24 protein-coding genes are annotated in these 24,095 nt (G+C 68.7%); 21 read left to right on the top strand and 3 right to left on the bottom strand.

Going from position 1 to position 24,095, the window contains the following annotated elements; genetic code table 11:
* Positions 1 to 8: 8 nt before the first annotated feature.
* From ACXC9Q_RS26610 to ACXC9Q_RS26540, 15 genes are all read left to right on the top strand, one after another.
* Positions 9 to 263, top strand: a complete 255-nt coding sequence (locus ACXC9Q_RS26610; protein WP_328526176.1) for an acyl carrier protein — start codon at positions 9 to 11, stop codon at positions 261 to 263.
* Positions 263 to 475 (top strand): phosphopantetheine-binding protein, encoded by a 213-nt coding sequence (locus ACXC9Q_RS26605; protein ID WP_457059377.1) that lies wholly within the window; start codon positions 263 to 265, stop codon positions 473 to 475. The genes ACXC9Q_RS26610 and ACXC9Q_RS26605 overlap by 1 nt, the downstream gene beginning before the upstream one ends.
* The gene (locus ACXC9Q_RS26600; protein WP_457059376.1) at positions 468 to 1,472 is read left to right on the top strand and encodes a beta-ketoacyl-[acyl-carrier-protein] synthase family protein; all 1,005 of its coding nucleotides are present in this window, start codon (positions 468 to 470) and stop codon (positions 1,470 to 1,472) included. Before ACXC9Q_RS26605 ends, ACXC9Q_RS26600 begins: the two co-directional genes overlap by 8 nt.
* Complete coding sequence (locus tag ACXC9Q_RS26595; protein WP_457059375.1) at positions 1,469 to 1,942, top strand: beta-ketoacyl synthase chain length factor; 474 nt, start codon at positions 1,469 to 1,471, stop codon at positions 1,940 to 1,942. The genes ACXC9Q_RS26600 and ACXC9Q_RS26595 overlap by 4 nt, the downstream gene beginning before the upstream one ends.
* Entirely contained in the window at positions 1,939 to 2,439 is a 501-nt protein-coding gene (locus tag ACXC9Q_RS26590; RefSeq protein WP_457059374.1) for an AMP-binding protein, read from the top strand. Before ACXC9Q_RS26595 ends, ACXC9Q_RS26590 begins: the two co-directional genes overlap by 4 nt.
* Entirely contained in the window at positions 2,340 to 3,530 is a 1,191-nt protein-coding gene (locus ACXC9Q_RS26585; RefSeq protein WP_457059457.1) for a class I adenylate-forming enzyme family protein, read from the top strand. Before ACXC9Q_RS26590 ends, ACXC9Q_RS26585 begins: the two co-directional genes overlap by 100 nt.
* Positions 3,527 to 4,798 carry a beta-ketoacyl-[acyl-carrier-protein] synthase family protein gene (locus ACXC9Q_RS26580; RefSeq protein WP_457059373.1) on the top strand — a complete coding sequence of 424 codons (1,272 nt, stop codon included), beginning with the start codon at positions 3,527 to 3,529 and terminating at the stop codon, positions 4,796 to 4,798. The genes ACXC9Q_RS26585 and ACXC9Q_RS26580 overlap by 4 nt, the downstream gene beginning before the upstream one ends.
* Complete coding sequence (gene hppD / locus ACXC9Q_RS26575; RefSeq protein ID WP_457059372.1) at positions 4,799 to 5,866, top strand: 4-hydroxyphenylpyruvate dioxygenase; 1,068 nt, start codon at positions 4,799 to 4,801, stop codon at positions 5,864 to 5,866.
* Positions 5,863 to 6,768 (top strand): phytanoyl-CoA dioxygenase family protein, encoded by a 906-nt coding sequence (locus tag ACXC9Q_RS26570; protein ID WP_457059371.1) that lies wholly within the window; start codon positions 5,863 to 5,865, stop codon positions 6,766 to 6,768. Before hppD ends, ACXC9Q_RS26570 begins: the two co-directional genes overlap by 4 nt.
* Positions 6,769 to 6,782: 14 nt before the next feature.
* Positions 6,783 to 7,568: a DUF3050 domain-containing protein gene (locus tag ACXC9Q_RS26565; protein ID WP_457059370.1), complete on the top strand. Its 786-nt coding sequence runs from the start codon at positions 6,783 to 6,785 to the stop codon at positions 7,566 to 7,568.
* 2 nt (positions 7,569 to 7,570) lie between these two features.
* A complete protein-coding gene (locus ACXC9Q_RS26560) occupies positions 7,571 to 8,521 on the top strand; it encodes a thiamine pyrophosphate-dependent dehydrogenase E1 component subunit alpha (RefSeq protein WP_457059369.1) in 951 nt (316 codons plus the stop codon).
* Entirely contained in the window at positions 8,521 to 9,495 is a 975-nt protein-coding gene (locus ACXC9Q_RS26555) for an alpha-ketoacid dehydrogenase subunit beta (protein ID WP_457059368.1), read from the top strand. The genes ACXC9Q_RS26560 and ACXC9Q_RS26555 overlap by 1 nt, the downstream gene beginning before the upstream one ends.
* Positions 9,492 to 10,820, top strand: a complete 1,329-nt coding sequence (locus ACXC9Q_RS26550) for a hypothetical protein (protein WP_457059367.1) — start codon at positions 9,492 to 9,494, stop codon at positions 10,818 to 10,820. Before ACXC9Q_RS26555 ends, ACXC9Q_RS26550 begins: the two co-directional genes overlap by 4 nt.
* A 115-nt stretch (positions 10,821 to 10,935) precedes the next feature.
* Positions 10,936 to 11,604, top strand: a complete 669-nt coding sequence (locus ACXC9Q_RS26545; RefSeq protein ID WP_457059366.1) for a DUF222 domain-containing protein — start codon at positions 10,936 to 10,938, stop codon at positions 11,602 to 11,604.
* Positions 11,601 to 12,869 carry a hypothetical protein gene (locus ACXC9Q_RS26540; RefSeq protein WP_457059365.1) on the top strand — a complete coding sequence of 423 codons (1,269 nt, stop codon included), beginning with the start codon at positions 11,601 to 11,603 and terminating at the stop codon, positions 12,867 to 12,869. The genes ACXC9Q_RS26545 and ACXC9Q_RS26540 overlap by 4 nt, the downstream gene beginning before the upstream one ends.
* Here the strand turns inward: ACXC9Q_RS26540 and ACXC9Q_RS26535 are convergent.
* The 3 genes from ACXC9Q_RS26535 to ACXC9Q_RS26525 are packed head-to-tail and all read right to left on the bottom strand — an operon-like array spanning position 12,851 to position 16,334.
* Positions 12,851 to 13,540 (bottom strand): SGNH/GDSL hydrolase family protein, encoded by a 690-nt coding sequence (locus tag ACXC9Q_RS26535; RefSeq protein WP_457059364.1) that lies wholly within the window; start codon positions 13,538 to 13,540, stop codon positions 12,851 to 12,853. The genes ACXC9Q_RS26540 and ACXC9Q_RS26535 overlap by 19 nt on opposite strands.
* On the bottom strand, positions 13,537 to 14,751 hold the full coding sequence (locus ACXC9Q_RS26530) for an MFS transporter (RefSeq protein ID WP_457059363.1): 1,215 nt from the start codon (positions 14,749 to 14,751) through the stop codon (positions 13,537 to 13,539). The genes ACXC9Q_RS26535 and ACXC9Q_RS26530 overlap by 4 nt, the downstream gene beginning before the upstream one ends.
* Positions 14,748 to 16,334 carry a class I adenylate-forming enzyme family protein gene (locus ACXC9Q_RS26525; protein WP_457059362.1) on the bottom strand — a complete coding sequence of 529 codons (1,587 nt, stop codon included), beginning with the start codon at positions 16,332 to 16,334 and terminating at the stop codon, positions 14,748 to 14,750. The genes ACXC9Q_RS26530 and ACXC9Q_RS26525 overlap by 4 nt, the downstream gene beginning before the upstream one ends.
* 311 nt (positions 16,335 to 16,645) lie before the next feature.
* Here ACXC9Q_RS26525 and ACXC9Q_RS26520 point away from each other — a divergent pair, with 311 nt between their 5' ends.
* The 6 genes from ACXC9Q_RS26520 (at position 16,646) to ACXC9Q_RS26495 (ending at position 23,642) form a co-directional block, all read left to right on the top strand.
* On the top strand, positions 16,646 to 17,929 hold the full coding sequence (locus ACXC9Q_RS26520; RefSeq protein ID WP_457059361.1) for an SGNH/GDSL hydrolase family protein: 1,284 nt from the start codon (positions 16,646 to 16,648) through the stop codon (positions 17,927 to 17,929).
* A 5-nt stretch (positions 17,930 to 17,934) separates the two neighbouring features.
* Positions 17,935 to 19,128 carry a cytochrome P450 gene (locus tag ACXC9Q_RS26515; protein WP_457059360.1) on the top strand — a complete coding sequence of 398 codons (1,194 nt, stop codon included), beginning with the start codon at positions 17,935 to 17,937 and terminating at the stop codon, positions 19,126 to 19,128.
* 4 nt (positions 19,129 to 19,132) lie between these two features.
* Positions 19,133 to 20,059 carry an alpha/beta hydrolase gene (locus ACXC9Q_RS26510; protein ID WP_457059359.1) on the top strand — a complete coding sequence of 309 codons (927 nt, stop codon included), beginning with the start codon at positions 19,133 to 19,135 and terminating at the stop codon, positions 20,057 to 20,059.
* Between the two features lie 17 nt (positions 20,060 to 20,076).
* The gene (locus tag ACXC9Q_RS26505) at positions 20,077 to 21,153 is read left to right on the top strand and encodes an alpha-hydroxy acid oxidase (RefSeq protein WP_457059358.1); all 1,077 of its coding nucleotides are present in this window, start codon (positions 20,077 to 20,079) and stop codon (positions 21,151 to 21,153) included.
* Positions 21,135 to 22,400: an aminotransferase-like domain-containing protein gene (locus ACXC9Q_RS26500; protein WP_457059357.1), complete on the top strand. Its 1,266-nt coding sequence runs from the start codon at positions 21,135 to 21,137 to the stop codon at positions 22,398 to 22,400. The genes ACXC9Q_RS26505 and ACXC9Q_RS26500 overlap by 19 nt, the downstream gene beginning before the upstream one ends.
* A gap of 66 nt (positions 22,401 to 22,466) precedes the next feature.
* Positions 22,467 to 23,642 carry an MFS transporter gene (locus ACXC9Q_RS26495; RefSeq protein WP_457059356.1) on the top strand — a complete coding sequence of 392 codons (1,176 nt, stop codon included), beginning with the start codon at positions 22,467 to 22,469 and terminating at the stop codon, positions 23,640 to 23,642.
* The last annotated feature ends 453 nt before the right edge of the window (positions 23,643 to 24,095 follow it).

Raw genomic sequence — 24,095 nt, 5'->3', positions numbered from 1 at the left:
GTATCCGAATGAAGGACGAGGTTCGCGCGTTCGTCATCGCGCAACTGCAGGACATGAACTACGACACCGAAGGCATCGACGACGACACCACGCTCGGCCCGGCCGGGGTGGACCTGGAATCACTTGCGCTGGCAGATCTGTCGGTGCGGGTCGAGGACCGGTTCGGGGTCAGGTTCTCCGACGACGAGTCCGAGCAACTGGCGCTGATGACGGTCGGCGAGTTCACCGCCGAGGTGGCCGGCCGGGTAGCCCAGCAGGTCTGATGATTACGCGGGACGAGATCCTCACCTGGCTGGCCGGTCTCGGCGAGCGCCCACCCGGTGCCGAGCGGCTCGACTCGATGGAACTGGCGTGGCTGGTCCATCAGGTCGAGCAGCGGTACGGCGTCGAGCTCGCCGACGACCAGCTCGAACGCATGGCCACCATCGGCGACGCCGTCACCGTGATCGCCGAGGTGCTGACCAGCCATGTCTGAACCCCGACCGGTCGCCGTCACCGGCCTCTCGATCCTGACCGCGCTCGGCCGCGGACCGGAGGCGCAGCTCACCGGTACGCCGGCCTTCACCGAGGTCAGCCGTTTCGACACCAGCAGCCGCCGTGTGCACCACGCCGCGACGGTAGCCGAAACCGGCACGCTGGAAGAAGAACTGGACCAGGCGATCGCGACCGCCTGCGCGCAGGCCGGCGTCGACCGCAGCACGACGCCGCTCCTGCTCGCCCTCCACACTGCCCCGCCTCGCGACTTCGGCCAGCGCCGCGTCTACACCAGCGCCTGCGTCTCAGCCAGTACGGCGCTGGCCGACGCCGCAACGTTGATCCGCGCCGGCCGGGTCGACCGCGTCGTCGTAGCCGCGGCCTACCTCGTCGAGCCCTACCAGTACGCGCTCTTCGACGCCGGTCGAGCACTGTCCACCGACGCCGCCGTCCGCCCCTTCAGCCGCCACCGCCAAGGCACCCTCCTGGGCGACGGCGTAGCCGCAGTAGTCCTCCAACCCGGCGAAGGCCTGGCCGAGCTGACCAGCTGGTCGCGCGCAGGCGACGCCTACCACCCCTGCCAACCATCCCCCGACGGCCGAGGCCTAGCCGCAGCCATCGAGCGTGCCCTCACACGAGCCGGCCTACCACCAGAAGCCATCGGCTACGTCAACGCAAACGCCACCGGCACAACCTTCAGCGATGCGGCGGAAACGGCGGCGATCAACACCGCGTTCGGCAGTACTCCGCCGGTGAGTTCCACCAAGGGCCTGCACGGACACGCGTTGGAAGCGTCCGGGCTGGTCGAGTTCGTGGTGACCGTCCAGGCGTTGCGGGAGGGAAAGTTGCCGGTGAACGCCGGGTTCCTCGAGCCGGATCCCGCCTGTCGGCTGGATCTGATTCTGGATGCGCCGCGGCCGGCGGGTTCGCCGTACGGGATGTCACTGAACTCGGCGTTCGGGGGAGCCAATACGGCGTTGGTGGTGCGGGTGGGATGAGCGGGCTGCTGGAAGTCCATGAGCTGGTGGTGTTGGCCGAGGGCTATTGGCCCGAAGCAGGTGATGCGGGTGAGCCGCCGGCGCTGCCTGGGTTTGTGTTGTCGGCGTTCAGTCCGTTGGCGGCGGTGGTCGCGGAGCGATGCCTTGGGCGGCTGAGCGACCGTACGGCGCGGACCGGGATCGTGCTGGTGAGCGACGGGGACCGGGTCAGTGCGGAGCATGTGCGCCAAACGGTTGCTGAGGGCAAGAGACTCGGGCCGTTGTTCTTCTTCCAGTCGGTGCCGAACAGCGTGGCGGGATGGATCGCCGCGCGGTGGGACCTGCGCGGCCCGGTGGTGTGTGTGACGGACGGCGGCCTCGACGAGGCCGCCTTGCTGATCGGTGACGGGGATGCCGATCAGGTGCTGATCGTGCAGGTGGGGGCTGGCCAGGCGTCCGCCGTGATCGTGACTGGGGGAGACCCGACATGAAGAACCTGCGAGCCCGGCTCGCCGCGGATCCGGCGATCGGCGCCGGCAACGTCCTCGCCCGGGTGATCGAGCACGGCGCCGACCCGGACGGCCCCGGCCTGACCTTCGACACAGCCGTCGACCACTTCCCGGCCGAGCACCCGTTGACGCTCGGCGAGCTGGACGACCGGGTCCAGGCCCGTACGGCGTGGCTGCACGAGCACGGCATCGGCCGCCGGGACGTGGTCGCGATCTGGGCCACCGAGGCGGTGGACATCGTGCTCAGCTTCCTCGCGCTGACCCGAGTCGGCGCGATTCCCGCCCTGCTCAACGGCAAGATGGCGCCGGCCATCGCGGACGAATACATCCGGCGCCTACGCGTCACGGCGTCCTGGCCGACGCGGCCCATCGTCCGCTCCTGCAGACCGAGGTCCTCGCGGAGCCGAAGGAGCTCGGTACCGGTGATCCGGCGAAGGCACCTGAGCACTACCGGCACCACCGCGACGACCCGATCGTGATCACCCACACCAGCGGCACAACCGGCGTACCCAAGGCTGTTCTGCACACGCACACCACCTTGTACGCCGCTCTCAAGCACCTGCTGACCATGCCACAGGCGCAAGGCACGGATCGGATCCTCAACGCGCTCCCGATCCCGCACACCGCGACGATCCTGATGGTCAACCAGGTGCTCGGGAACCGCGCCGAGATGCTGCTGTTGTCCAGCCAGGACGCGCTGTACGTCCTGCGGCACATCGAGCGGTGGAAACCGCGTGCCGTCTACGGGTTCGCCGTCACGTGGGCGGGGTTGGCGCGCGAGGATCTGGGCAAGCACGATCTCGACTCGGTGCGGATGTGGTTCAACACGGGCGACTGTGCGCATGAGCCGCACATCCGCAAACTCGTTGCCGTCGGCACCCGGGAGACCGTCACGCGGGAAGGGCGGGTGACGGTCAAGGGCAGTCACTTCGTCGACGGTCTCGGGTCGAGCGAGATGGGGCACAATGGCTTCCACATCACGCACACGATCGACAGTGATCACTACGGGCGGTGTATCGGGAAGCCGTACCAGTTCGCGGAGGCCGCCGTACTGACGTCGACCGGCGAGGAACTGCCGCTCGGCAAGGTCGGCCTGCTCGGCTTCCGCTCACCGTCGGTGTCACCCGGCTACTGGAACGACTCGGTCAACACGTACCGCTTCCGGCTGAACGGGTGGTTCCTCACCGGTGACTTGGTCTACCGCGACGACACCGGTCACTACTTCCACCTCGACCGGGTCCCCGATGCGGTCGCCGGTTTCGAAGGCCCGCAACTCTTCACGTCGATGTCCGAGGAACGCATCCTCGCGGCTCTTCCGGAGGTTGCCGACTGCACCGTCGTCATCGTTCCGGACAACGGCAAGTACGTCGCCGACGTACTGCTCGAGCTGTCACCGGATGCCGCGGACGTGGACCGGTCGGACGCGGTGAAGGAGGCGGTCCGCGCGGAGGTCGCGGCGATCATCCGCCGCGTGAGCGTGGTCCGGGCGGACGACGTCCCGGTCACCGTCACCGGCAAGGTCCGCAAGGTCGCCCTGCGTGCGGAACGCCTGACCGGAGCAGACGCATGAGCCCGGTCGGCGGCATCACCATCACGGGAATGGGTCTGCTCACCCCGGTCGGCCGCGGCATCGACGAGGTGTACGACGCCTTGCTGCACGGGCGATCCGGGATCGTGAAGCCGCCGCCCGAGCACGCGATCGCCAACTCGATCGAGCTGGCCGGGATCCTGCCACCCTTCGACGCGGGCAAGATCGCCTCCGGGCCTGACGGCAAGGTGATGGACAGGACGGTCATCCTCGCGCAGTTGGTTGCGGAGGACGCACTCGCGGACGCCGGCCTGACGATCGGGGAGAACGTCGACGCCGACCGCGTCGGTGTGATTGTCGGTGGGGTCGGAGGGATGGCGACCCTCGAGCAGCAGGTGCTCGCGCGGGCCGAGCGTGGGCGGGCGGCCGTCAGTCCGTACCTCTTGACGGGGGTCCTGCCGAACATGCCCGCCGCCCGAGTCGCGATTCGGTTCGGGTTGCGGGGCTACACCTCCGCGGTTGGTACGGCGTGTGCGTCCGGGGCTCAGGCGATAGCGGATGCTGCTCGGTTGATCCGGTGCGGCGAGGCTGACGTGGTCTTGTGCGGGGCGAGTGAGGCGCCGTTGTTTCCGACGTTCGCGGAGACCTTTGCCAACGCGCGAGCCCTGGCCAGAGGGTGGGATGACCCGGCCGAGGCGAGCCGGCCGTTCGATCTGCGCCGCAACGGGTTCGTGCTGAGTGAAGGTGCCGCACTCCTCGTGCTGGAGAGCACCGCGCATGCGGCCGCTCGAGGTGCGCGTGGCTACGCGGACGTCGCCGGGTACGGCGTCAACTCGGATGCGCATCACCCGACCGCTCCGCGGCCGGATGGGACCGGAGCCGCCGAGTGCATGCGAAAGGCCTTCAAAGCAATAGATCCCAGCAAGGTCGGCTACGTGAACGCGCACGGCACCAGCACCAAGCTCGGTGATGTGGCCGAGTCGGTCGCGATCGGGCTGGCGTTCGGTGAGCACCGTCCCGCGGTCAGCTCGACCAAGGCGTTGACCGGGCACATGCTCGGCACCTCCGGTGTCGTCGAGGCCGCGGCCGCCGCCTGTGCGATCACGAGCGGTCTGCTGCCCCCGACGTACCACCTGGACGATCCGGATCCGGCCTGCCCGCTGGACCACGTCCGCAAGGAACCCCGCGAAGTCCACCTCGAGTACGCGCTGTCGAACTCGTTCGGATTCGGCGGCCAGAACGTGAGCCTGCTCCTCGGCACCGCCACGACGCCGGAGCGGCGACAGATCAACAGTGAGGAGAAGCCGTAAATGGAGATCTACGGGATCGACCACGTGGAGCTGTACGTGGGCGACGCTCGGCAGGCCGCGTTCTATCTGGGACACGCGTTCGGCCTGCAGGTGCACGGGCAGGGCGGACCGGAGACCGGTCTGCCGGACCAGCGGTCGCTGCTGCTGCGTGAGGACGCCGTACAGATCGTGCTGACGTCCGGGCTGGCCGCCGACCACGCTGCGGGCCTCTACGTCCAGCGCCACGGTGACGGCGTCGCCGTGGTCGGACTGGAGGTGGACAACGCGTCCGTGGCCTACACCGAGCTGCTGGCCAGGGGTGCCGAGTCGGTCGCCGAACCGGTGACCTACACCGACGAGCAGGAGACGACCGTGGTGGTCGCGGAGGTGGCGGGGTTCGGCGACGTGATTCACCGGTTGGTCGAGCGGCATGGACCGCGCCGCGAGTTCCTGCCGGGCGCGTTCCAGATCACCGAGCCGGCGAGCGGGCCGGACGAGAAGCTGTTCAGCGAGATCGACCACCTGGCGATCTGTGTGCCGTCGGGGCAGTTGAGGCCGACGGTGGAGTTCTACGAGGAGGTCTTCGGGTTCCTGCCGATCTTCGCCGAGTACATCGAGGTGGCCGGGCAGGGGATGGAGTCGACGGTCGTGCAGAGTACGTCGAAGCACGTCACCTTCACGTTGATCGAGCCGGATCCGAACCGCCGGCCGGGACAGATCAACGACTTCCTCACCTGGCACGCCGGCGCCGGCGTGCAGCACATCGCGTTGCGGACCAGCGACATCGTCGAGGCGGTCGGAACGCTGGCCGGCCGGGGCGTCAACTTCCTCGCCTCGCCGTCGGCGTACTACACGGCGTTGCCGGAACGCGTCGGTGAGGTGGAGACGCCGATCGAGGACCTGGAGAAGCTCGGCATCCTGGTCGACCGGGACCACTGGGGTCAGCTGCTGCAGATCTTCACCGAGTCGATGCACGTCCGGCGCACGCTGTTCCTGGAGATCATCGAGCGGCGCGGTGCGATGACCTTCGGCAGCGGCAACATCAAGGCGCTCTACGAGGCCAAGGAACGCGAGCTGTCGGCCTCATGACCCTCGAATTCAAGCTTTCCGAAGAAGAGATCGAGCTCCTGCCCACTGACGAAGACGTTGCCTTCTACAACCAGCATGGCTGGTACCTGTCCAAGAAGCTGCTCACCGACGACGAGACCGACGAGCTCGTCAACGCCAGCGAGCGTTACTACGCCGGCGACCGCGACCGCAGCCTCCCGACCGCCCCGCCGAAGCTGGCCTACTGGGATCCGTCGAAGGGCGACGTCCAGCGGCACAACGACTACGTGCACTACGAGCACGACGGACTGGCCAAGATCCTCCGCAAGCCGCTGATCGGTGCGGTCGCGGCCCGGCTCGCACAGACCGACGAGATCCGGATCTTCCAATCCACGCTGATCTACAAGCCGCCGATCAAGGGCGAGCCGTCGAACATCGTGCCCTGGCACTTCGACAAGCACTACTGGTCGTCGTCGGCATCGGACCGGATGCTGACCGCGTTCATCCCGTTCCACGACTGTCCGCCGGAGATGGGCACGATCACCATGGTCGACGGCAGTCACCGCTGGCAGGAGATCGGCTCCGACGACACCGTCGCACGCCACTTCGCCGAGCGGGACAGGTCGCAACTCGACCAGATGCTGGCCGAGAACGCGGCGTACAACCACGCCGAGGTGACCAGGATCCCGATCACGATCCCGCGCGGTCACGTGAACTTCCACCACTGCCGCACGTACCACGGCAGCGGGGCCAACGTCAGCGACCGCCCTCGCCGCGCGATCTCCCTGCACCTTCAGGACGGTGCCAACCACTACCGCGAGTTCCCGCTGTCCGACGGAACGCTGGCCGCCTACAACCACGACGTCCTGGTACGCCGTACTCCCGCCGGCCACCCCGACTACGCCGACCCCGACTACTGCCCAATCCTCTGGGCCGACCGCTGACAGGAGAACCGCCCATGTCCCGTTACGACTGGGGTCAGACCCACCCCGGCATCGAACAGCTCGAGAAGGCCGTCACCCCGGCCCGCGACAAAGTCGTCCAGCACCCGCTCTACGCGAACCTGGACACCCACGAGGCGCTGGTCACCTTCATGGAACACCACGTGTTCGCGGTCTGGGACTTCATGTCCCTGCTCAAGTCGTTGCAGCGCGAACTCACCTGTGTGACCGTGCCCTGGATCCCGACCGCGCACTCAGGCAGCCGCAGGCTGATCAACGACATCGTGATGGTCGAGGAGAGCGACGAACTCGGCGACGGTTTCATCAGCCACTTCGAGCTGTACGTCAACGGCATGCGCGAGGCCGGGGCGGACGTGGCTGCCATCGAAGGGCTGATCGACCTGCTCCGGAACGGCGGCTCGGTGGTCGAGTCGCTGCGGGCGGCCGGCGTACCGCAGCCGTCGATCGACTTCGCCGGGACGACCTGGGACATCATCGAGAACGCACCGATCCACTGCCAGGCGGCTGCCTTCGCGTTCGGCCGGGAGGACCTGATCCCCGACATGTTCACCCAGGTGGTCGCGGTGAACGAGCGGTCGAACAAGCTCAACACCTTCGTCGACTATCTGGAGCGGCACATCGAGGTGGACGGTGAGCAGCACACCCCGATGGCGATGCAGATGGTCACGGATCTCTGCGGTGACGACCAGGCCAAGTGGGAAGCGTGTGCAGACACGATCAACACCGCGCTCGCCGCCCGCGCCCGTCTCTGGGACGCGATCCTTGCCGCGGTCAAAGGCTGACCATGGCAAGTACTGATCTCTACCGGACTGTGCGGATCATTCGGCGGTTCGAGGAGCGGGCGATCGAGTTCGTGCGGTCCGGGGAGATCGTCGGCGGGATTCATCCGTACGTCGGGCAGGAGGCGATCGCGGTCGGCGTGTGTGCAGCACTGACGGACGCCGACGTGATCACCAGTACGCACCGCGGGCACGGCCATGTGCTGGCCCGCGGTGTGGACCCGGCGCGGTTGTTCGCCGAGTTGATGGGGCGGGAGAGCGGACTGAACAAAGGTCGTGGCGGGTCCATGCACGCGGCCGACTTCAGCCTCGGGATCCTTGGTGCGAATGCGATCGTCGGCGCGGCCGGATCGATCGCCACCGGTGCGGCGTGGGCCTTGCGGCAGCGCGGTCGTGACTCGGTCGCCGTCACGTTCTTCGGTGACGGCGCGATGAACGAGGGGATGTTGCTGGAGGCATTCAACCTGGCCGCGCTCTGGCGGGTGCCGGTGATCTTCGTCTGCGAGAACAACGGGTACGCGACGACGATGCCGGTCGAATCGGCGGTCGCCGGCAGCATCACCGGCCGGGCGCGGGCGTTCGGTATTCCGGCTTTCACCATCGACGGGCAGGATCCCGAGACGGTGCTGAAGGCAAGCTTGGCGGCGGTTGCGCGGGCCAGGGCTGGTAAGGGACCGACGTTCCTGGAGTGCATCACCTACCGCTTCGACGCGCACCACACCTTCGAGCACCGGGCTCGGCTCACCTACCGCTCGCCCGAGGAGCTCGCCGCCGGCCGGTCGCGCGATCCGGTGGAGATCCAAGGCGCCCGACTGACGACCGACGAACGCGCGGCGGTCGACACGGAGGTCGAGGTTCTGCTCGACGCGGCGGTCGAGTTCGCCTTGGGAAGTGCTCATCCGGATCCGGCGGCCGCTCTCGACTACCTGTACGCCTCGCCGGAGGTGTTTCGCTGATGCCGAAACTCTCGTATCTGAAGGCACTCAACCGCGCCCTCGGCGACTCCCTGGCCGGGGACCCGTCGGTCTTCGTGCTGGGCGAGGACATCCGGGTCGCGGCCTCCAACCTGACTGCCGGCCTGTTCGCCCGCTTCGGCCCGGACCGCGTGCTCGACACGCCGCTGTCCGAGCAGGCGTTCACCAACTTCGCGACCGGCGCCGCGCTCGCCGGGATGCGGCCCGTGATCGAGTTCCAGATCCCGTCGCTGTTGTTCCTGGTCTTCGAGCAGATCGCCAACCAGGCGCACAAGTTCTCGCTGATGACGGGCGGCCAGTGCAAGGTCCCGGTCACGTACGTCGTTCCCGGCTCGGGCTCGCGGACCGGATGGGCCGGCCAGCACTCCGACCACCCGTACTCCCTGTTCGCCCATGTCGGTGTGAAGACCGTCGTACCCGCGACTCCGGCCGACGCCTACGGACTCCTGGTCTCGGCGATCCGGGACGACGATCCGGTCGTGGTGTTCGCGCCGTCCGGTGCACTCGGTGTCCGTGACGATGTCGACTTCAGCACGCTCGCACCGGTGCCGCTAGGCGTCGGCCGGGTCGCACGTGCCGGCAGCGACGTGACGGTTGTTGCCGTCGGCCACCTCGTGCAGGATGCGTTGGCGGTCGCGGACGAACTGGCCGGGCTGGGAATCTCGATCGAAGTCTTCGACCCGCGGACCGTTTACCCACTGGACACGGACGGTCTGGCAGCGTCGGTCACCAAGACCCACCGGCTGGTGGTGATCGACGACTCCAACCGGACCAGTGGCTTCGCCGCGGAGGTCCTCGCGGTCGCCGCCGAACGCTTCACCCTCGACGCACCGCCGCGCCGAGTGACCCGCCCGGACGGAGCCGTGCTCCCGTTCGCCCTGGCCCTGGACCGCGCCGTCCAACCCGGCCGCGACCAGCTCGTCTCCGCGATTCACGCCGTACTGGAGGAACGATGACCGACCTGTGGCACCAGTTGCCCGAGGCAACGCGTACGGCGCTTGTCGCGCGGGGGAGCGAGTCCTGGCAGCAGGTGTACGACGGGGTCGCCACGCACAACAAGGAGTGGCGACCGCTCCGGCCGCCGATCATGGCGGCGGCAACCTATCGATCGTTGACCGACATCTCGGCGACGGTGGCCCGGCTGATCCTGGACGCGTGCTTGCGCCGGGCAACGACCGCGGGGGAGTTGCGGCGCGCGCTCGGGTTACCCGTCGGCTACATCGACCTGCTCGACGAGGAGCTGCCGCTGACCGAGGACCTTCTCGGTGGCGTCCGGGCGGACATCCTGCTCGCGGACGGGACGCCGTACGTGGTCGAGGCCAACATCGACAGCGCCCTCGGCGGCGCCCACGACTCCGACGGGGTCGCCCGGCGGTTCCTCGAGGCGTACGCCGGTGATCCGGTGCTGGATCAGGTCGGGCTGACGGCGCCGCCGTCCGCTGTCGACGCACGGTACGAGGCGGTGCGGGCGGCATTGAAGCTGACCGAGTCGGATCGGCTCGCCATGGTGTTCACCACCGGCGGCACGTATCCGGGGTCGCAGGACGGGCTGGCGATGATCAAGTTGCTCGAGCCGTTCAGCGACCGCGGTCGCGAACTCGGTCTCGACATGCGTGTGTACCCGGTCGAGTGGCTCACCCTGGACGACGCCGGTCGGCTCTGCGTCGACGACGGCCCGATCGACGCCGTACTCCGGATGTTCGTCCCGCAGGGCATGAAGCCGAGCGATGGGTTGCAGGCTCTGCACACGGCGGTCCGGACGGGTGCCGTGCGGATGTTCACGCACACGGCCAGTTGGCTACTGGCCAGCAAGACGATCTTCGCCTGGCTCTGGGAAGACCTGGCCTTGCTATCTGGGGAGGCCGCCGAGGTAGTCCGCCGCCACGTCCCTCGCACCGAGGTGTTGTCCGCGGACCTCCGCAAACACGCGATCACCGACCAGAACCAGCTCGTCCTGAAGCCTTCCGGTTCGTACGGCGGAGTCGGTGTCGTCGTCGGCCCCGAGGTCACCCCGCAGACCTGGCAGGACGCCGTCGATGCCGCACTCGACGAAGGCTGCTACATCCTGCAGGCGTACGTCGAGGTCGACCGGCTCACCATGCAGTTCGTCGAGATCGCCACCGGCGACACCCACGAAGCCGCAGTACCGTTCTGCATCGCGCCGTACCTCTTCGCCGGCACCCCGTGCGGCGCCTACCTCCGCTTCACCGTCCCCGGCGCCGGCCCGGTAGTCAACGTGGGCCAGGGGGCGCTGACGAGCGGCCTCCTGCTGGTTCCGTAACTTGTATATCCGTTGCATCCACCGCGCGCGGTGTGATGTTTTCCCTTGTGGATAAGGGATTTTGGGGTCTCGTCGGATTTGCCGCGACTCGCTAGCGGTGCGTAGAATCGCACACATGTTCGATGGAGACCTGGCGACGCTGACGACGGCCGACCTGCTGGCCTCGGCCGCCGAACACGACGCCGAGGCCCGGCGGGTCGACGCGCGGCGCCTCGAGCACGCCCAGGTCTACGCCGACCGCCACCACCCCTCCGCCCACCCGGGCCGGGCGGGCCGCCGTGCCTGCGACGGCCGAGAACGCGCGGTGGTGCTGGGTGGCGACGGCTGCCCGGAGATCCTGGAGTTCGCGATCGCCGAGTTCGCGGTCATGCTGGGCATCTCACCGCGGGTCGCGGCGAATTACCTCGGCCAAGCCTTGGCGCTGCGGCACCGGTTTCCCTTCACCTGGGCCAGAGTCCAGGCCGGCGAGGCCACCCCGTGGAAGGCGTGCCGGATCGTCGCCGACTGCGCGAACCTGACCCAGGACGCCGCCGCCTACGTCGACCAGCGGATCGCAAACCTCATCGACTCCATCACCCCGTACCGGCTGAACAAGATCGTCACCGCCGCCAAACTGCACGCCGACCCCGACCTAGCGCGGGCCGAGGCCGCCGAGCAGGCCTGCGAACGCGGTGTGTTCGTCGGCCGCTCGGACCCACACGGCACCAAGACCATGTACATCAAGGCGCCGCCGGTGCAGTCATCCGGAACAAGGCCGCCCTCGACGCGATCGCCGAGGCGTTGAAGACCTTCGGCGACACCCGCCCCGTCCAGCACCGCCGCGCCGAGGCGGTCGGGATCCTCGCCGACCCCCGCTTCACCCAAGAACTCCTCACCCAAGCCCGCCACCACCACCTCCACACCACCACCGACACCGCGCCGGACGCCACCGCACACGACAACACCACTCCACCCACCACCGGCGCCGCGGACACGACCGGCGCCGCGGACACGACCGGCGCCGCGGACGCCACCGCGGGCACCACCGAGCCAGGCGCCACCGAGCCGGGCACTCGCGCTCCGGGCGCCGCGGACGGCGCGACCGCCCGGGACAGCACCGCCCGGGACAGCACCGCCCGGGGCAGCACCGCCCGGGGCAGCACCGCTACGGACACCGCCGCTCCCGACACCGTGGACCCGGAGGTAGACCCGCTCGACGACCGGGCGAGCGTCCGCGACGAACCCGGCCCGGACGACGAGGCCGACCGCGACGCACCCCACCCCAGCACCAGCAACCTGCCCGACCCCCTCGACACCCCCGACACCGTGCCGATCGAACCCGTCGACCCCTCCGACCCCGGCCTACGCCTCGACCCCGACGGCGGCGGCGAGCCCCTGGACGCCGCCGCCCAACGGACCCTGCACGCCCGCCTCGCCCAGATCAAACATGACGCCTACACCAACCCGACCACCAGCGGCAGCACAGATCACACCGGCTGTACCCACCACCCCGCCGGCAGCGGCCCCGCCGGCTGCGGCACCCGCCGCGGTGGACGGCTACGCCCGGGACAAACCCAGATCTACGTCCACCTCACCGACCACACCCTGGCCACCGGGACCGGCGTCCTGCGCGCCGAAACCATCGGGCCCCTGCTCGCCGACCAGCTAGCTGAGCTCATCGGTTACGGGCCGTACACCGTGAAGCCGGTCATCGACCTCAACACTGCCGTCAGCGTCGACACCTACGAAATCCCCGACCGGATCCGCGAACGCATCAAACTCACCCACCCCGTCGAACTCTTCCCCTACGGCACCCAAGAAACCCACCGCGGCATGGACCTGGACCACCTCCAGCCCTACGACCCGCTTGGCCCACCCGGCCAAACCAGCACCACCAACCTCGCACCCCTCGGCCGGTACGGCCACCGGGTCAAGACTCACGCCCGCGGCTGGACCGTCCACCGCCTCGACCACCAGACCCTGGAGTGGACGACACCCCATGGCTTCCGATTCCACGTCGATCCCACCGGCACCCACCGAGTCCCTGACGTTCAGCCAGGTGAATCCTGATGTGGCGCGGCTATGAGGTGGCGGCCGAGAGCTCGGAGGGTTTCGGCGGTGGCGACGGCGTCGCTGCGGGCGTTGCCGTGGCGGCCGTCGGTGCTGTAGAGGGTGGGGTCGGCGGACAGGGGGTGGTCGGTCAGATGGATGTGGATGGTGTTGAGCTTGCCGGCCAGTGCGGCGGTGCGGTCCGAGAGGGTTCGCATTCGTTGCCGGAGGCCCGGTCTGAGCCAGTCCGCGACGGCGGGACTGTAGGAGATGTCGAACATGCCGAGCGTCATCACGTCCGCGCCGGCGTCCTGCAGGGTGGTGATCATCAGCGTGAGTTCGCGATCCACCCGGTCGGCGTCGTACGTGGCTGGGAAGGCGTCGTTGCCGCCGCCGACAACGAGCGCGAGGTCGGGGCCGAAGACGAGCGCCGACTCGAGTTGGGTGGCCAGGATCTCGCGCGTACGCAGGCCGCTGACGCCGAGGTTGCGGTAGACGAGCTCGGGCTGGACCGCGCGGAGTTCGGCGGCGATCCGGTCGGCCCACTGCAGGTTGCTGTAGCCGTCGACCGGTTCGCACAACCCCTCCGCGACGCTGTCGCCGAGCACGACAAATCGCCGCCAGGGGTGACCGGCGAGCAGTTCGCGGCTCTCGCCGGGCTTGAGGCAGTACGGGTCCGTGGATTCGTTCATGTGGCCTCCACCGATGCCGGGGCGTCGAGGACTTTGCCAGGTCCGCGCCGGAGCAAGGGGTAGCTGCTGACGACCAAGCAGACGATGCCCGAAGAGATCAGCGCCGGGGTCAGGCCTACGGCGCTCACCAGCTCACCGGCCAGGAGCGCGCCGAGCGGGAGGCCGGCGAACGACGTTGCCGCGACCAGTCCGATCACCCGAGCCTGCAGGTTCTTCGGGACATGCTCGTAGAGGGCTGCGCCGAAGACGGGGTTGATCGCGGCGATGCCGATGCCGGACAGGAACGTCACCACCATCACCAGGAGCAGGTTGTCGCTGAGGCCGAGCACGAGCAGGCGGGGACTGCCGCCGACGAAGGCGCCTACCGCGAAGGTCAGGTACCGCGGCACCTTGGTGGCGAGGACGGCGAAGACGATGCTGCCGAGCAGTGCCCCGGCCGAGAACGCACCGAGCGTGAGGCCGAGGGCCGCCGGGGAGCCGAGCTGGTCCGCGACCCACACCGGGATGAAGACCGCCGTACTCGCGCTGGCGAAGATGTTGATGGTGAACGTGGTGATCAGCATCGTGGCGAGCAGTTCGTCGCGCCGGACGAAGGAGAACCCCTCGGCGAGGGAGTGGAAGTACTTGTCTCTGATCGCGGCGACCACCGACGGTGGACGGACGAATCCCGCGACCAGTAGGCCGCAGACCAGGAAGGTGATCGCGTCGATCCAGAGCACAGAGGCCGCGTCGGTCCAGTAGATCAGCAGGCCGGCCAGGGGAGCGCCGAGCAGGGTTGCGCCGCGGGCGAAAGCCTCGTGGAGCGAGGTGATGCGGATCAGTTCGACGTCGGCTGCCTCTGCCATCGGTCGGACGAGGAGGTCCTTGGAGCGGTCGGCGGCTCCACGCAGGGCACCTGCCACGGCGACCAGCAGCAGAAGAGCGGCGAACCCCAGGTGCGTGGTGGCGGCGATCGCCCCGACCGCCACCGCGCTGCAGAGGTTCGCGAGGATCGAGGTACGCCGCGGCCCGACATTGTCGATGATCGGCCCGGCCATGATGCTGGCCACGATGTACGGCACCATCTCGACCGCCGCCACCAGCCCCATCCGCGCCGCACTCCCCGTGGTCACCAGTACCAACCACGGGATCGCCACCATCGAGATCCGGCTCCCCACCGCTGACAGAACGTCCGCGACGAACAGGATGACCAGACCCCGCCGTGCGCTCATCCCGCCTCCCCGACGCCGACGCCGCGCCGGGCGGGCTGGCGGGCCGGGCCGTCGGAACCCGCCTCCGCGTGATCCGGTCGCCGGACCGGACGCAGTTCCCGGTAGAGCTTGCGGAGGGCAACTTTGTCGACCTTTGCGATCCGGGTCAGCGGCAACTCGTCCACGAAGTCGATGGCAGCCGGAGTCCACATCTCGTTCAGCGTGTCGGTGACCAGTTGCCGAAGGTCGTCTGCGGTGACCGGGGAGCGCGTGACGACGAAGGCGTGGACTGCCTCGCCGACCACAGGATCGGGTACGCCGATGACCGCAGCGGTTCGGACTGCGGGGTGACTCGCGAGGACGTCCTCGATCGGGCGGCAGAAGATGGCCCAGTTGCGGCGGGTGGTGACGATCATGTCGTGCACGCGGTCGACCAGGAACAGGTACCCGTCGGAGTCCAGGTAGCCGAGATCCCGGGTGCGGAGCCAGCCGTCCACGAGGGTCTCGGCGGTGAGCTCGGGCCGGCCCAGATACCCTGCGAAGGTGAGCTTGCTCCGCACCCACACCTCCCCGGTCTGTCCCGCGTCGAGCACCTTCCCATCGTCGTCCCGGATCTCCAGCCGCACATCGCCGTACGGCGTACCCGCCGAAGCCAGCCGCTCCGGATGGGCCGGGTCCTCGGTCAAGCCCGGTAGTGCGGTGACGACGACCGCTTCGCTCAGCCCGTAGACGATCCGCAGCACCGGACCGAAGCGGGCGATCCCCTGTCGCAGCCGGGCGGGCGTCGCTGGTCCGGCGCCGACATTGAGCATGAACAGGCTGCTGCAGTCGACGTCCTCACCACCCGGATGATCGAGCACTTCGTACAGCATCGGCGGCGTCACGTACGTCGATGTGATCCGCTCGGCCGACACAGTCCGATAGAACTCGTCCGGCGACCAGGTGTCGGTCAGGAACAGCACCCCACCCGTGAACAGGTTGAAGAAGCTGGTGATCTGTCCGCTCGCCAGCCACAGCGGCGAACCCGAGTAGTGCCGCAGCAACGGGAACCCATTGGCGACGAAGGCGTCCGCCAGCTCGAGGATCTGCTCGTAGAAGCTCTGCGTGTGGTGGACCAGCTTGGGATCGCCCGTCGTCCCACTCGTCTGCAGCACCGAGTCGGGCGCCGGCACCGACGGATCGATCACGTACGGCGCTCCGCCGGCCAAGAGCTCGGCCACCTGGAACACGGGCATCGGCGCCAGTGACGCGGCGAGCTCACGGCCCAGGTCCCCGGTGCCGTCGGGGTCGTAGACGAACGCGTCCGCATCGGACAGCGCCGCGAACCGGTCGATCTCACGGCGGGACGTGATCGGCGCGCTCCAGAGCACGCGGCAGCCGTGCAGGTGCAGCGCCAGTTGGAGCGCCGGGGCGTCGAAGCAGTTCGCCGCCATCACCAGCACCTTGCCACCGGGACGGATGCCCGCGTCGCGCAGCGCCGCCGCGATCCGCAGCACGTCGGCGGTCAGTTCGCCGTACGTCGCCCGCCGAACTCCGCGGACCAGCGCGAGCCGCTCCGGGAATTGCTCGAACAGCGTTAATACCCGCAGCACGTAATTGGGCATGACGAATTCAGGCGGCATTTCGTAAGGTTCCCCTCGACTCCGGCCACCCCCAGCCGTCGGGGCGACTCTACTGGAAGCGCCGGGCGCCCGCCAGAGGCTGGAAACCGTTCTACGGTAGGCGGACCGTCGCGCTCCGCAGTCGGCCGGTCACACCCTCGCGCGGGTGAAGGAATACCCCTGCGAAACGGGTCCGGAAGGGGTCCGCTAACCGCTGGCCGATGAATTTCGGAAATGCATTTGCTGTGCATTGACCGGATTCCTCGCCGCGTATTACGTTCCGTCCGCATCCGATTCCGCCAGGAGGTCCGTCCATGCACATTTCCAGCAGTTGGCGTGCGGTCGCGGTGACCGCCGCACTGACCCTGGCCGGCTCCAGCCTGGCCGGGGCGAGCTCCAGCCAGAGCCGTCACGACGATGCGTGGGTCGGCACCTGGGCGACCGCGGTTACCCACGGCGACGCGACCGGCTCGACCAACACCGGCCTGACCGACCAGAGCGTCCGGCTGGTGGTCCGGCCGACCGTCGGCGGCGAGAAGATCCGGATCCGGCTGTCGAACATCTACGGCGAGAAGACCGTCACCGTCGGCGCGGCAACCGTTGCCAAGCCCAACAAGTCGACGCCGGAGCTGTCCGACATCGACCCGAACACCCTGCGGACGTTGACGTTCAACGGCTCCGGCAGCGCATCGATGGTGAAGGGCAGCGAACTGCTGAGCGATCCGGTGAACCTGCGGCTGGGCACGCTCGACGACCTCGTCATCAGCCTCTACTTCCCGGAGAACACCGGCCCGACCACGTTCCACGGCTCGTCGATCCAGGACAACTTCGTCGGCCCGACGAACCTGGTCACCCAGCCGGGCGGTGCGGCGTACACGCTGACCCGGCGCTGCTGCTGGTTCTTCCTGTCCGGCGTGGACGTGCAGACCGACGACTCGGCCGGCTCGATCGTCGTGCTCGGCGACTCGATCACCGACGGCACCAACAGCACGTTCAACGCCAACAACCGCTGGCCCGACCAGCTCGCCGAACGGTTGGCCGCGGCGGCCGGGCACAAGCCGTTCCCGAGCGTGCTGAACGCGGGTCTGGCCGGGAGCCGGCTCAACCACGAAGGCACCGAGCCGTCCGACAACGGCGCCTTCCCCGGTTTCGGTGAGGTCGGGGTGAACTCGCTGGCCCGGCTGAACGAGGACGTGTTCGCGCAGACCGACGCACGCACCGTCATCACCCAGCTGGGCATCAACGACATCTGGATGTCCGACGACTCGGCGGCCGAGATCATCGGCGCGCTCCGGCAGGTCAACGTCCAGGCGAAGGAACGCGGACTGCGCAGCCTGGTCACCACGATCACGCCGTTCGAGGGACTCTCCGGCACCGACAGCTGGACGCCGGCGAAGGAGGCCACCCGGCAGGCGGTGAACAGCTATCTGCGCTCGAGCCACGAGTTCGACGGCGTGCTCGACTTCGACAAGGTGCTGCGCGACCCGGCCGCGCCTTCGAAGCTGCTGACGGCGCTGGACTCCGGCGACCACATCCACCCGAACGACACGGGCTACCAGGCGATGGCCGCCTCCGTGCCGCTGAACCTGGTGCGCTGACCGGGATGCGCACCGCCAACGAGATCCTTGCCGCGCTGGGATCCGAGGACGGGCGCCGCGATCCGATGCCGCTCTTCGCCGAGCTGCATCGGATCGGCCCGGTCTGCCGGCTCGCTCCCGGCAGTTCGCCGTACGCGGTCGTCGTCAACGGGTACGACGCCGCCCAGGAGGCGCTGAAGGACACCAGGTTCCACCGGTTGCTGTCGGCGGATCCGAACCCGAAGGAGCCGGTACTGCAACGGCTCGGCGGGTCGATGATGTTCCGCAACGAGCCGGACCATCTGCGGATGCGCAAGGTGTTCCAGGCGGTCCTGACGCCACGCCGGCTGACCGGGTTCGAACCGGTGGTGGACGCGTTGGCCTCAGAGCTCCTGGACGACCTGGGCAAGGCCGGTGCCAACGGCCAGGTGATCGATTTCGTCGACTTCGCATACCGGTTGCCGATCACGGTGATCGGCACGTTCCTGGGCATCCCGCGCTCGGACTTCGGCTGGTTCCGGGACCGGACGCAGCGGATCGACGACTACCTCGACCTCGGCGGCAAGGCGCCCGAGCGGCTGGCGGCGGCGAACCAGGCGGCCGGGGAACTCAACGACTACTACGCCCGGATGATCGCCGACCGCCGGATCCGCCCGCGCGACGACCTGGTCAGCTCTCTGGTGGATGCAGACCTACCTCAGCAGGAGCTGATCGACAACCTGCTCGTGCTGGTGAACGCCAGCTTCGTGACCACGATGAACCTCCTCACCAACGGACTCGAGCAGCTCCTCTCCCAGCCCTCGCTGGTCGAGGCCCTGCGCGACGATCCCGGGCTGGCCGCGGACTACGTCGAGGAGATCCTCCGGCACCAGAGCTCGGTGCAGTTGATCAGCCGGAAGGCATCCGTCGACCTCGAGCTGGCCGGCGAGCCGATCAGCGCGGGGAGTCTCGTCCTCATCCTGCCCGGCGCGGCGAACCGCGATCCGGTCAAGCATGCGGACGCGGACACCTTCGATCCGGGACGCGACGATCTGCAACACCTGTCGTTCGGAGCGGGTCCCTTCTACTGCGTCGGGGCCGCGCTGGCCCGGATGGAAGGGCGTGCGGCGTTCGGGCAGCTGTTCCAGCGGTTCCCGAACCTGCGGTTCGTGGGAGAGCCCGTGCGCAGTCCTAGCCTGCTGTTGCGTGGACACAGTTCCATGCCGATCCGATTGGGGTGAACCAATGCCGCTGGACCCGCAGGTCGAGGCGATGCGCGCCGAGCGTGAGGGCAACCAGGTGCCACAGCTCTACACCCAGACCCTGGCCGAGGCCAGGGCCGCAGACCTCGCGTCCATCCAGGCCGCGGGTGGGGATGTCGAGCCCGTTCACCACGTCGAGAACCTCACGACCGAGGGCGGCGTACCGCTGCGGGTCTACCGGCCGGATCTGACCGGTCCACTGCCGACGGTGATCTACTTCTTCGGCGGCGGGTGGACGCTGGGCAGCATCGAGACCGCCGATGGCATCAGCCGCAAGCTGGCCAATGCCGTTCCCTGTCAGTTGATCACGGTCGGCTATCGGCTGGCGCCGGAGCATCCGTTCCCGGCCGCGGTGCACGACTGCCACGACGCGACGCAGTGGATCGCCGCGCACGCCGGCGAGTTGCAGGTCGATCCGTCGCGGCTCGTCGTCGGCGGTGACAGTGCCGGCGGCAACCTTGCGGCAGCGACCACGTTGCTTGCCCGCGACAACGGTCCGGAGCTGGCCGGGCAGTTGCTCGTCTACCCGAACACCCGCTACGACTCGGACACCATCTCGATGCGAGCCGGAGACGATCCGTACCTGTTCAACAAGACCTCGGTCGGCTGGTACTGGGACCACTACCTGACCGACCCGGCCGACGGTCTCAACCCACTCGCGTCACCACTGCTCGCCGAGTCGCACGCGGATCTCCCGCCCGCCCTGGTGATCACCGCGGAGTACGACCCGCTCCGCGACGAAGGCGAGTACTACGCCGAGAAGCTGCATGCCGCCGGCGTCCCGACCACCCTCAGCCGGTACGACGGGATGGTGCACGGCTTCTTCGCGATGTCCGGCATCCTCGACGGCGGCAAGAAAGCGATGGCCGAAGCGTCCACCTGGCTGGCGGAGATCTTCCGCGATGCCTGAGGAATCGCCGAGCCACGATGGCTGACAGCCTCGCCGACTACGAGTCCCTGGCGGCAGCGGTTCTCCCGGCCGCAGTTCGGGACTTTGTTGCCGGTGGCAGCGGGTCCGAGCTGACGCTGCGCGGCAACCGTGCGGCTCTGGACGCGCTCGCGCTCACGCCCCGCGTGCTCGCCGGGATCGACGAACCCGACACGTCCCGCACGCTGCTCGGCAGTCAACTCGCGATGCCGGTTGCGGTCGCCCCGATGGCCTACCAGCGGCTCGTGCACCCCGAAGGGGAACTCCTGCTCGCGGCTGCGGCCGCGGCGGCCGGTATCCCTTATGTGATCAGCACTCTGAGCAGCGTCCCGCTGGAGAAGATCGCTGCTGCGGCGCCCTCGTGGTTCCAGCTGTACTGGTTGCGGGATCGCGCGATCGTCGCGTCACTGGTGGATCGCGCGGCCGAGGCTGGCTGTTCTGCGCTGATGGTGACCGTCGACGTGCCGGTGATGGGACGCCGGCTGCGCGACGTCCGCAACTCGTTCGCACTGCCGCCGGAGGTCGTTGCGGCCAACATTGTCGATATGGTGACAGAGGCACATTCCGCCGTACCCGGGCTGTCGGCGGTCGCGGCGCATACGGCGTCCGCGTTCGATCCCGCCGTGTCGTGGTCCGATCTGGAGTGGCTGCGAAGGTCAAGTGAACTTCCGCTGGTGGTGAAAGGGATTCTGGACCCGCAGGATGCCAAGCGGGCCGTCGAGCTGGGCGTCGACGGTGTCGTGGTGTCGAACCATGGTGGACGCCAGCTGGACGGCGCGCCGGCCTCGATCGATGCACTCGGACCGGTTGTCGATGCCGTCGGCAAACACTGCGCCGTGCTACTGGATGGTGGAGTGCGGAGCGGCGTCGACGTGATGAAGGCGCTCGCCCTCGGAGCGTCCGCCGTACTGGTCGGGCGACCGTTGCTGTGGGCACTGGCTGTGGACGCTGTGGATGAGGCGCTGACTCTGCTGCGGCGGGAGCTGCGCGACGCGATGCTGCTGGCCGGATGCGCGGACCTGGCCGCGGTCGCGCGGCTGACCACGGGGAGGACGCCATGGCTGATCTCGAGCTGACCGAGCTGCACGGCTCGCTCACCGACCGCGCGCTGAACTCGATGAACTTCCTCAACGAGGTGTCGCACCACTACCCGGACGCGATCTCACTCGCCGCCGGGCGCCCGACCGAGGAGTTCTTCGCGCTCGAGGACCTGCATCGCGACCTGGACCTGTTCGCCGATCACCTGCGCTCGAAGGGGTACGACGAGCCGGCGGTGCGGCGGACGATCTTCCAGTACGGCCGGACCAAGGGCATCATCCACGACCTGGTCGCCCGCAACCTCGTGGTCGACGAGGACATCCACGTCGATCCCGAGGCGATCGTCGTCACGGTCGGCTGCCAGGAGGCGATGGTCCTCACCCTGCGGGCACTGCGCTCCGGCCCGGACGACGTGCTGCTGGCGATCTCCCCGACGTACGTCGGAATCACCGGTGCGGCTCGCTTGCTCGACTTCCCCGTGCTGCCGGTGACCGAGGACGACGATCTCGCCGCGGTGGTGAAGGCAGCCCGCGCGGACGGGCTGCGCCCGCGAGCTTGCTATGTGATGCCGGACTTCGCGAACCCCTCCGGTCTCAGCCTGGACATGGACACCAGGCGGCGATTGCTGGAGGTCGCGGCCGAGCAGGATCTGCTGCTGCTCGAGGACAACCCGTACGGACTGTTCCCGGCCGAGGGGGTCGACCGCATGCCGACCCTGAAGGCACTCGACACCGAGCGCCGCGTCATCTACCTCGGCTCGTTCGCCAAGACCGGGATGCCGGGTGCGCGCGTCGGGTACGTCGTGGCCGACCAGACTGTGGAAGCGCCGGACGGAAGGGTCGGACTACTCGCCGACGAGCTGTCGAAGCTCAAGAGCATGCTCACCGTCAACACCTCACCGGTCGCGCAGGCGGTGATCGGCGGCAAGTTGCTCGCGAACGACTGCAGCCTGGTCGCCGCGAACCGGCGCGAGCGCGCGACGTACGCCGGCAACCTCCGCGCGATCACCGACGGCCTGGCCGCCCAGTTCCCCGGTGGTGAGATCACCACGACGGTGCCGTCCGGCGGCTTCTTCGTGGTCGTCACTGTGCCGTTCCCGGTCGACGACGTACTGCTGACGAGGTCGGCCCACGAGTACGGCGTGCTTTGGACCCCGATGAGTCACTTCTACGACGGCGACGCCCCGATCCACGCCCTCCGCCTGTCCTGCAGCGCCGTCACACCGGTCCAGATCGACGCCGCTCTCAACCGCTTGGCCGCCCTCATCGCCGACCAACTGCCGTAACTGGTCCTCCCGGACGGTCCGGAACTGGATCTGTAGGGCGTGCCGGTCCACTTCTAGCGTGAAGTCATGACCACCGCGTGCGAGATCCCCACCGTCCAGGTAGCCACCGTCGAGCGCCTGGTGACCGGCCAGTTCGGGCGGTTGCTGGCGATGGTGTTCGGATCCGGGCTGAGCATGTACCTGCTCACCTCGGTCGTCCCGCTCTACCTGGCCGCCAACGGCTCGGGCGGGATCGGGGCCGGGCTGTCGACCGGCGCGATGATGCTGTCCGCGGTCGGCGTCGAGCTGCTTGTGCCGCGGATGCTGGCCCGCTGGGGCTACCAGGTCGTGTTGGGTCTCGGGCTGATCCTCCTCGGCGCGCCCTCGCTGGTCCTCCTGACCACCGCGTCGCTGCCGGCGGTCCTCGCCGTCTGCGTCGTCCGCGGCGCCGGTTTGGCGATCTTGGTCGTCGGCGCGGTCGCCCTCGTCGCCGACCTCACTCCCGCGGCCCGCCGCGGCGAGGGACTGGGCATCTATGGCATCGCAGTCGGCGTCCCGGCCGTAATCGGTCTGCCGCTCGGCGTCTACCTGACCAACCGGATCGGCTTCGACGCGCTGTTCGTCCTCGCGGCGTTCAGCTCGCTCGCCGGACTCGTCACTCTCGTGGGTCTGCCGGCTCGGGTCTCAGCCGAGGAGCAGCACGTGAAGGTGCTCGGTGGCGTACGGCGCAGCGGTCTGCTGATGCCGACCTTCGTCTTCGCGGCCGTGACTGTGGCAGCCGGGATCAGCGTCACCTTCCTGCCGCTGGCCGTCGCCGCGGACAAGCACTCCCTCGTCGCCACCGCTCTGCTACTGCAGGCCGCGACCGCGCCCGGCGCGCGCTGGCTGGCCGGCCGGTACGGCGACCGCGTCGGCCCGGCGAAGCTGCTGGCACCCGCCCTGGTCCTCGCCGGGCTGGGTGCGGGATCGCTCGTACTGATCGGCACCCCGATCGCCATCGTGGTGGGCTCGACCCTGTTCGGCATCGGCTTCGGCGCCGCGCAGAACCTTACCCTCACCCTGATGTACAACCGGGTCCCGGCATCCCGCTACGGCCAGGTGAGCGCGTTGTGGAACCTCGCGTACGACGGTGGCTGGGGAATGGGCGCCATCATCTTCGGCGCCGTGGTCGCCGGGACCGGATTCCCACTGGCCTTCGGGCTGACCGCACTCGTCGTTGCGGCTGCTGTCGTACCCGCCGTCAATGCCCTCCGACCCAGCTGAGCACACCAGCACTCCCACCCGCCACCATCTCAAGGGTTAACCACTGAGTTGGTGGGTTGCCCCCTCAGAATCTCGGGGGGCAACCCACCAGGTGATGGGTTAACCCTTGAAATGGGGCCGTTCTACTTGGTGTGGGTGTTGGTTGGCCCCTGGGAGTGCTGGTCGCAGGAGCGGACCCGGATCCGGTCGCGGGCGGCTCTGGGTGCCCGGCATGTGGCCGGCAACGTCCGAATACCCGGGGGTGCCTTGAGCTGATCGGTGGGAGTCGCCGGACCCGCGGACCGTGGACAGGTGCTGGGGACCTGGGACATGGCGCGGCGTGTCCGAGGTCGCCAGGTGGTGTCCCAGGGTCTGGGCGGAAGTGGAGGCGGGTCGGGGTGCAAGGTCGACAGACACCCCTGCTGTTAGGGGTGTCAAGCTGCGGTGGTTTGGGTGCGGTGGGCCCAGGCTGTG

The sequence above is a fragment of the Kribbella sp. CWNU-51 genome (assembly GCF_054073265.1).
This window is presented reverse-complemented; position numbering and strand designations above follow the sequence as displayed.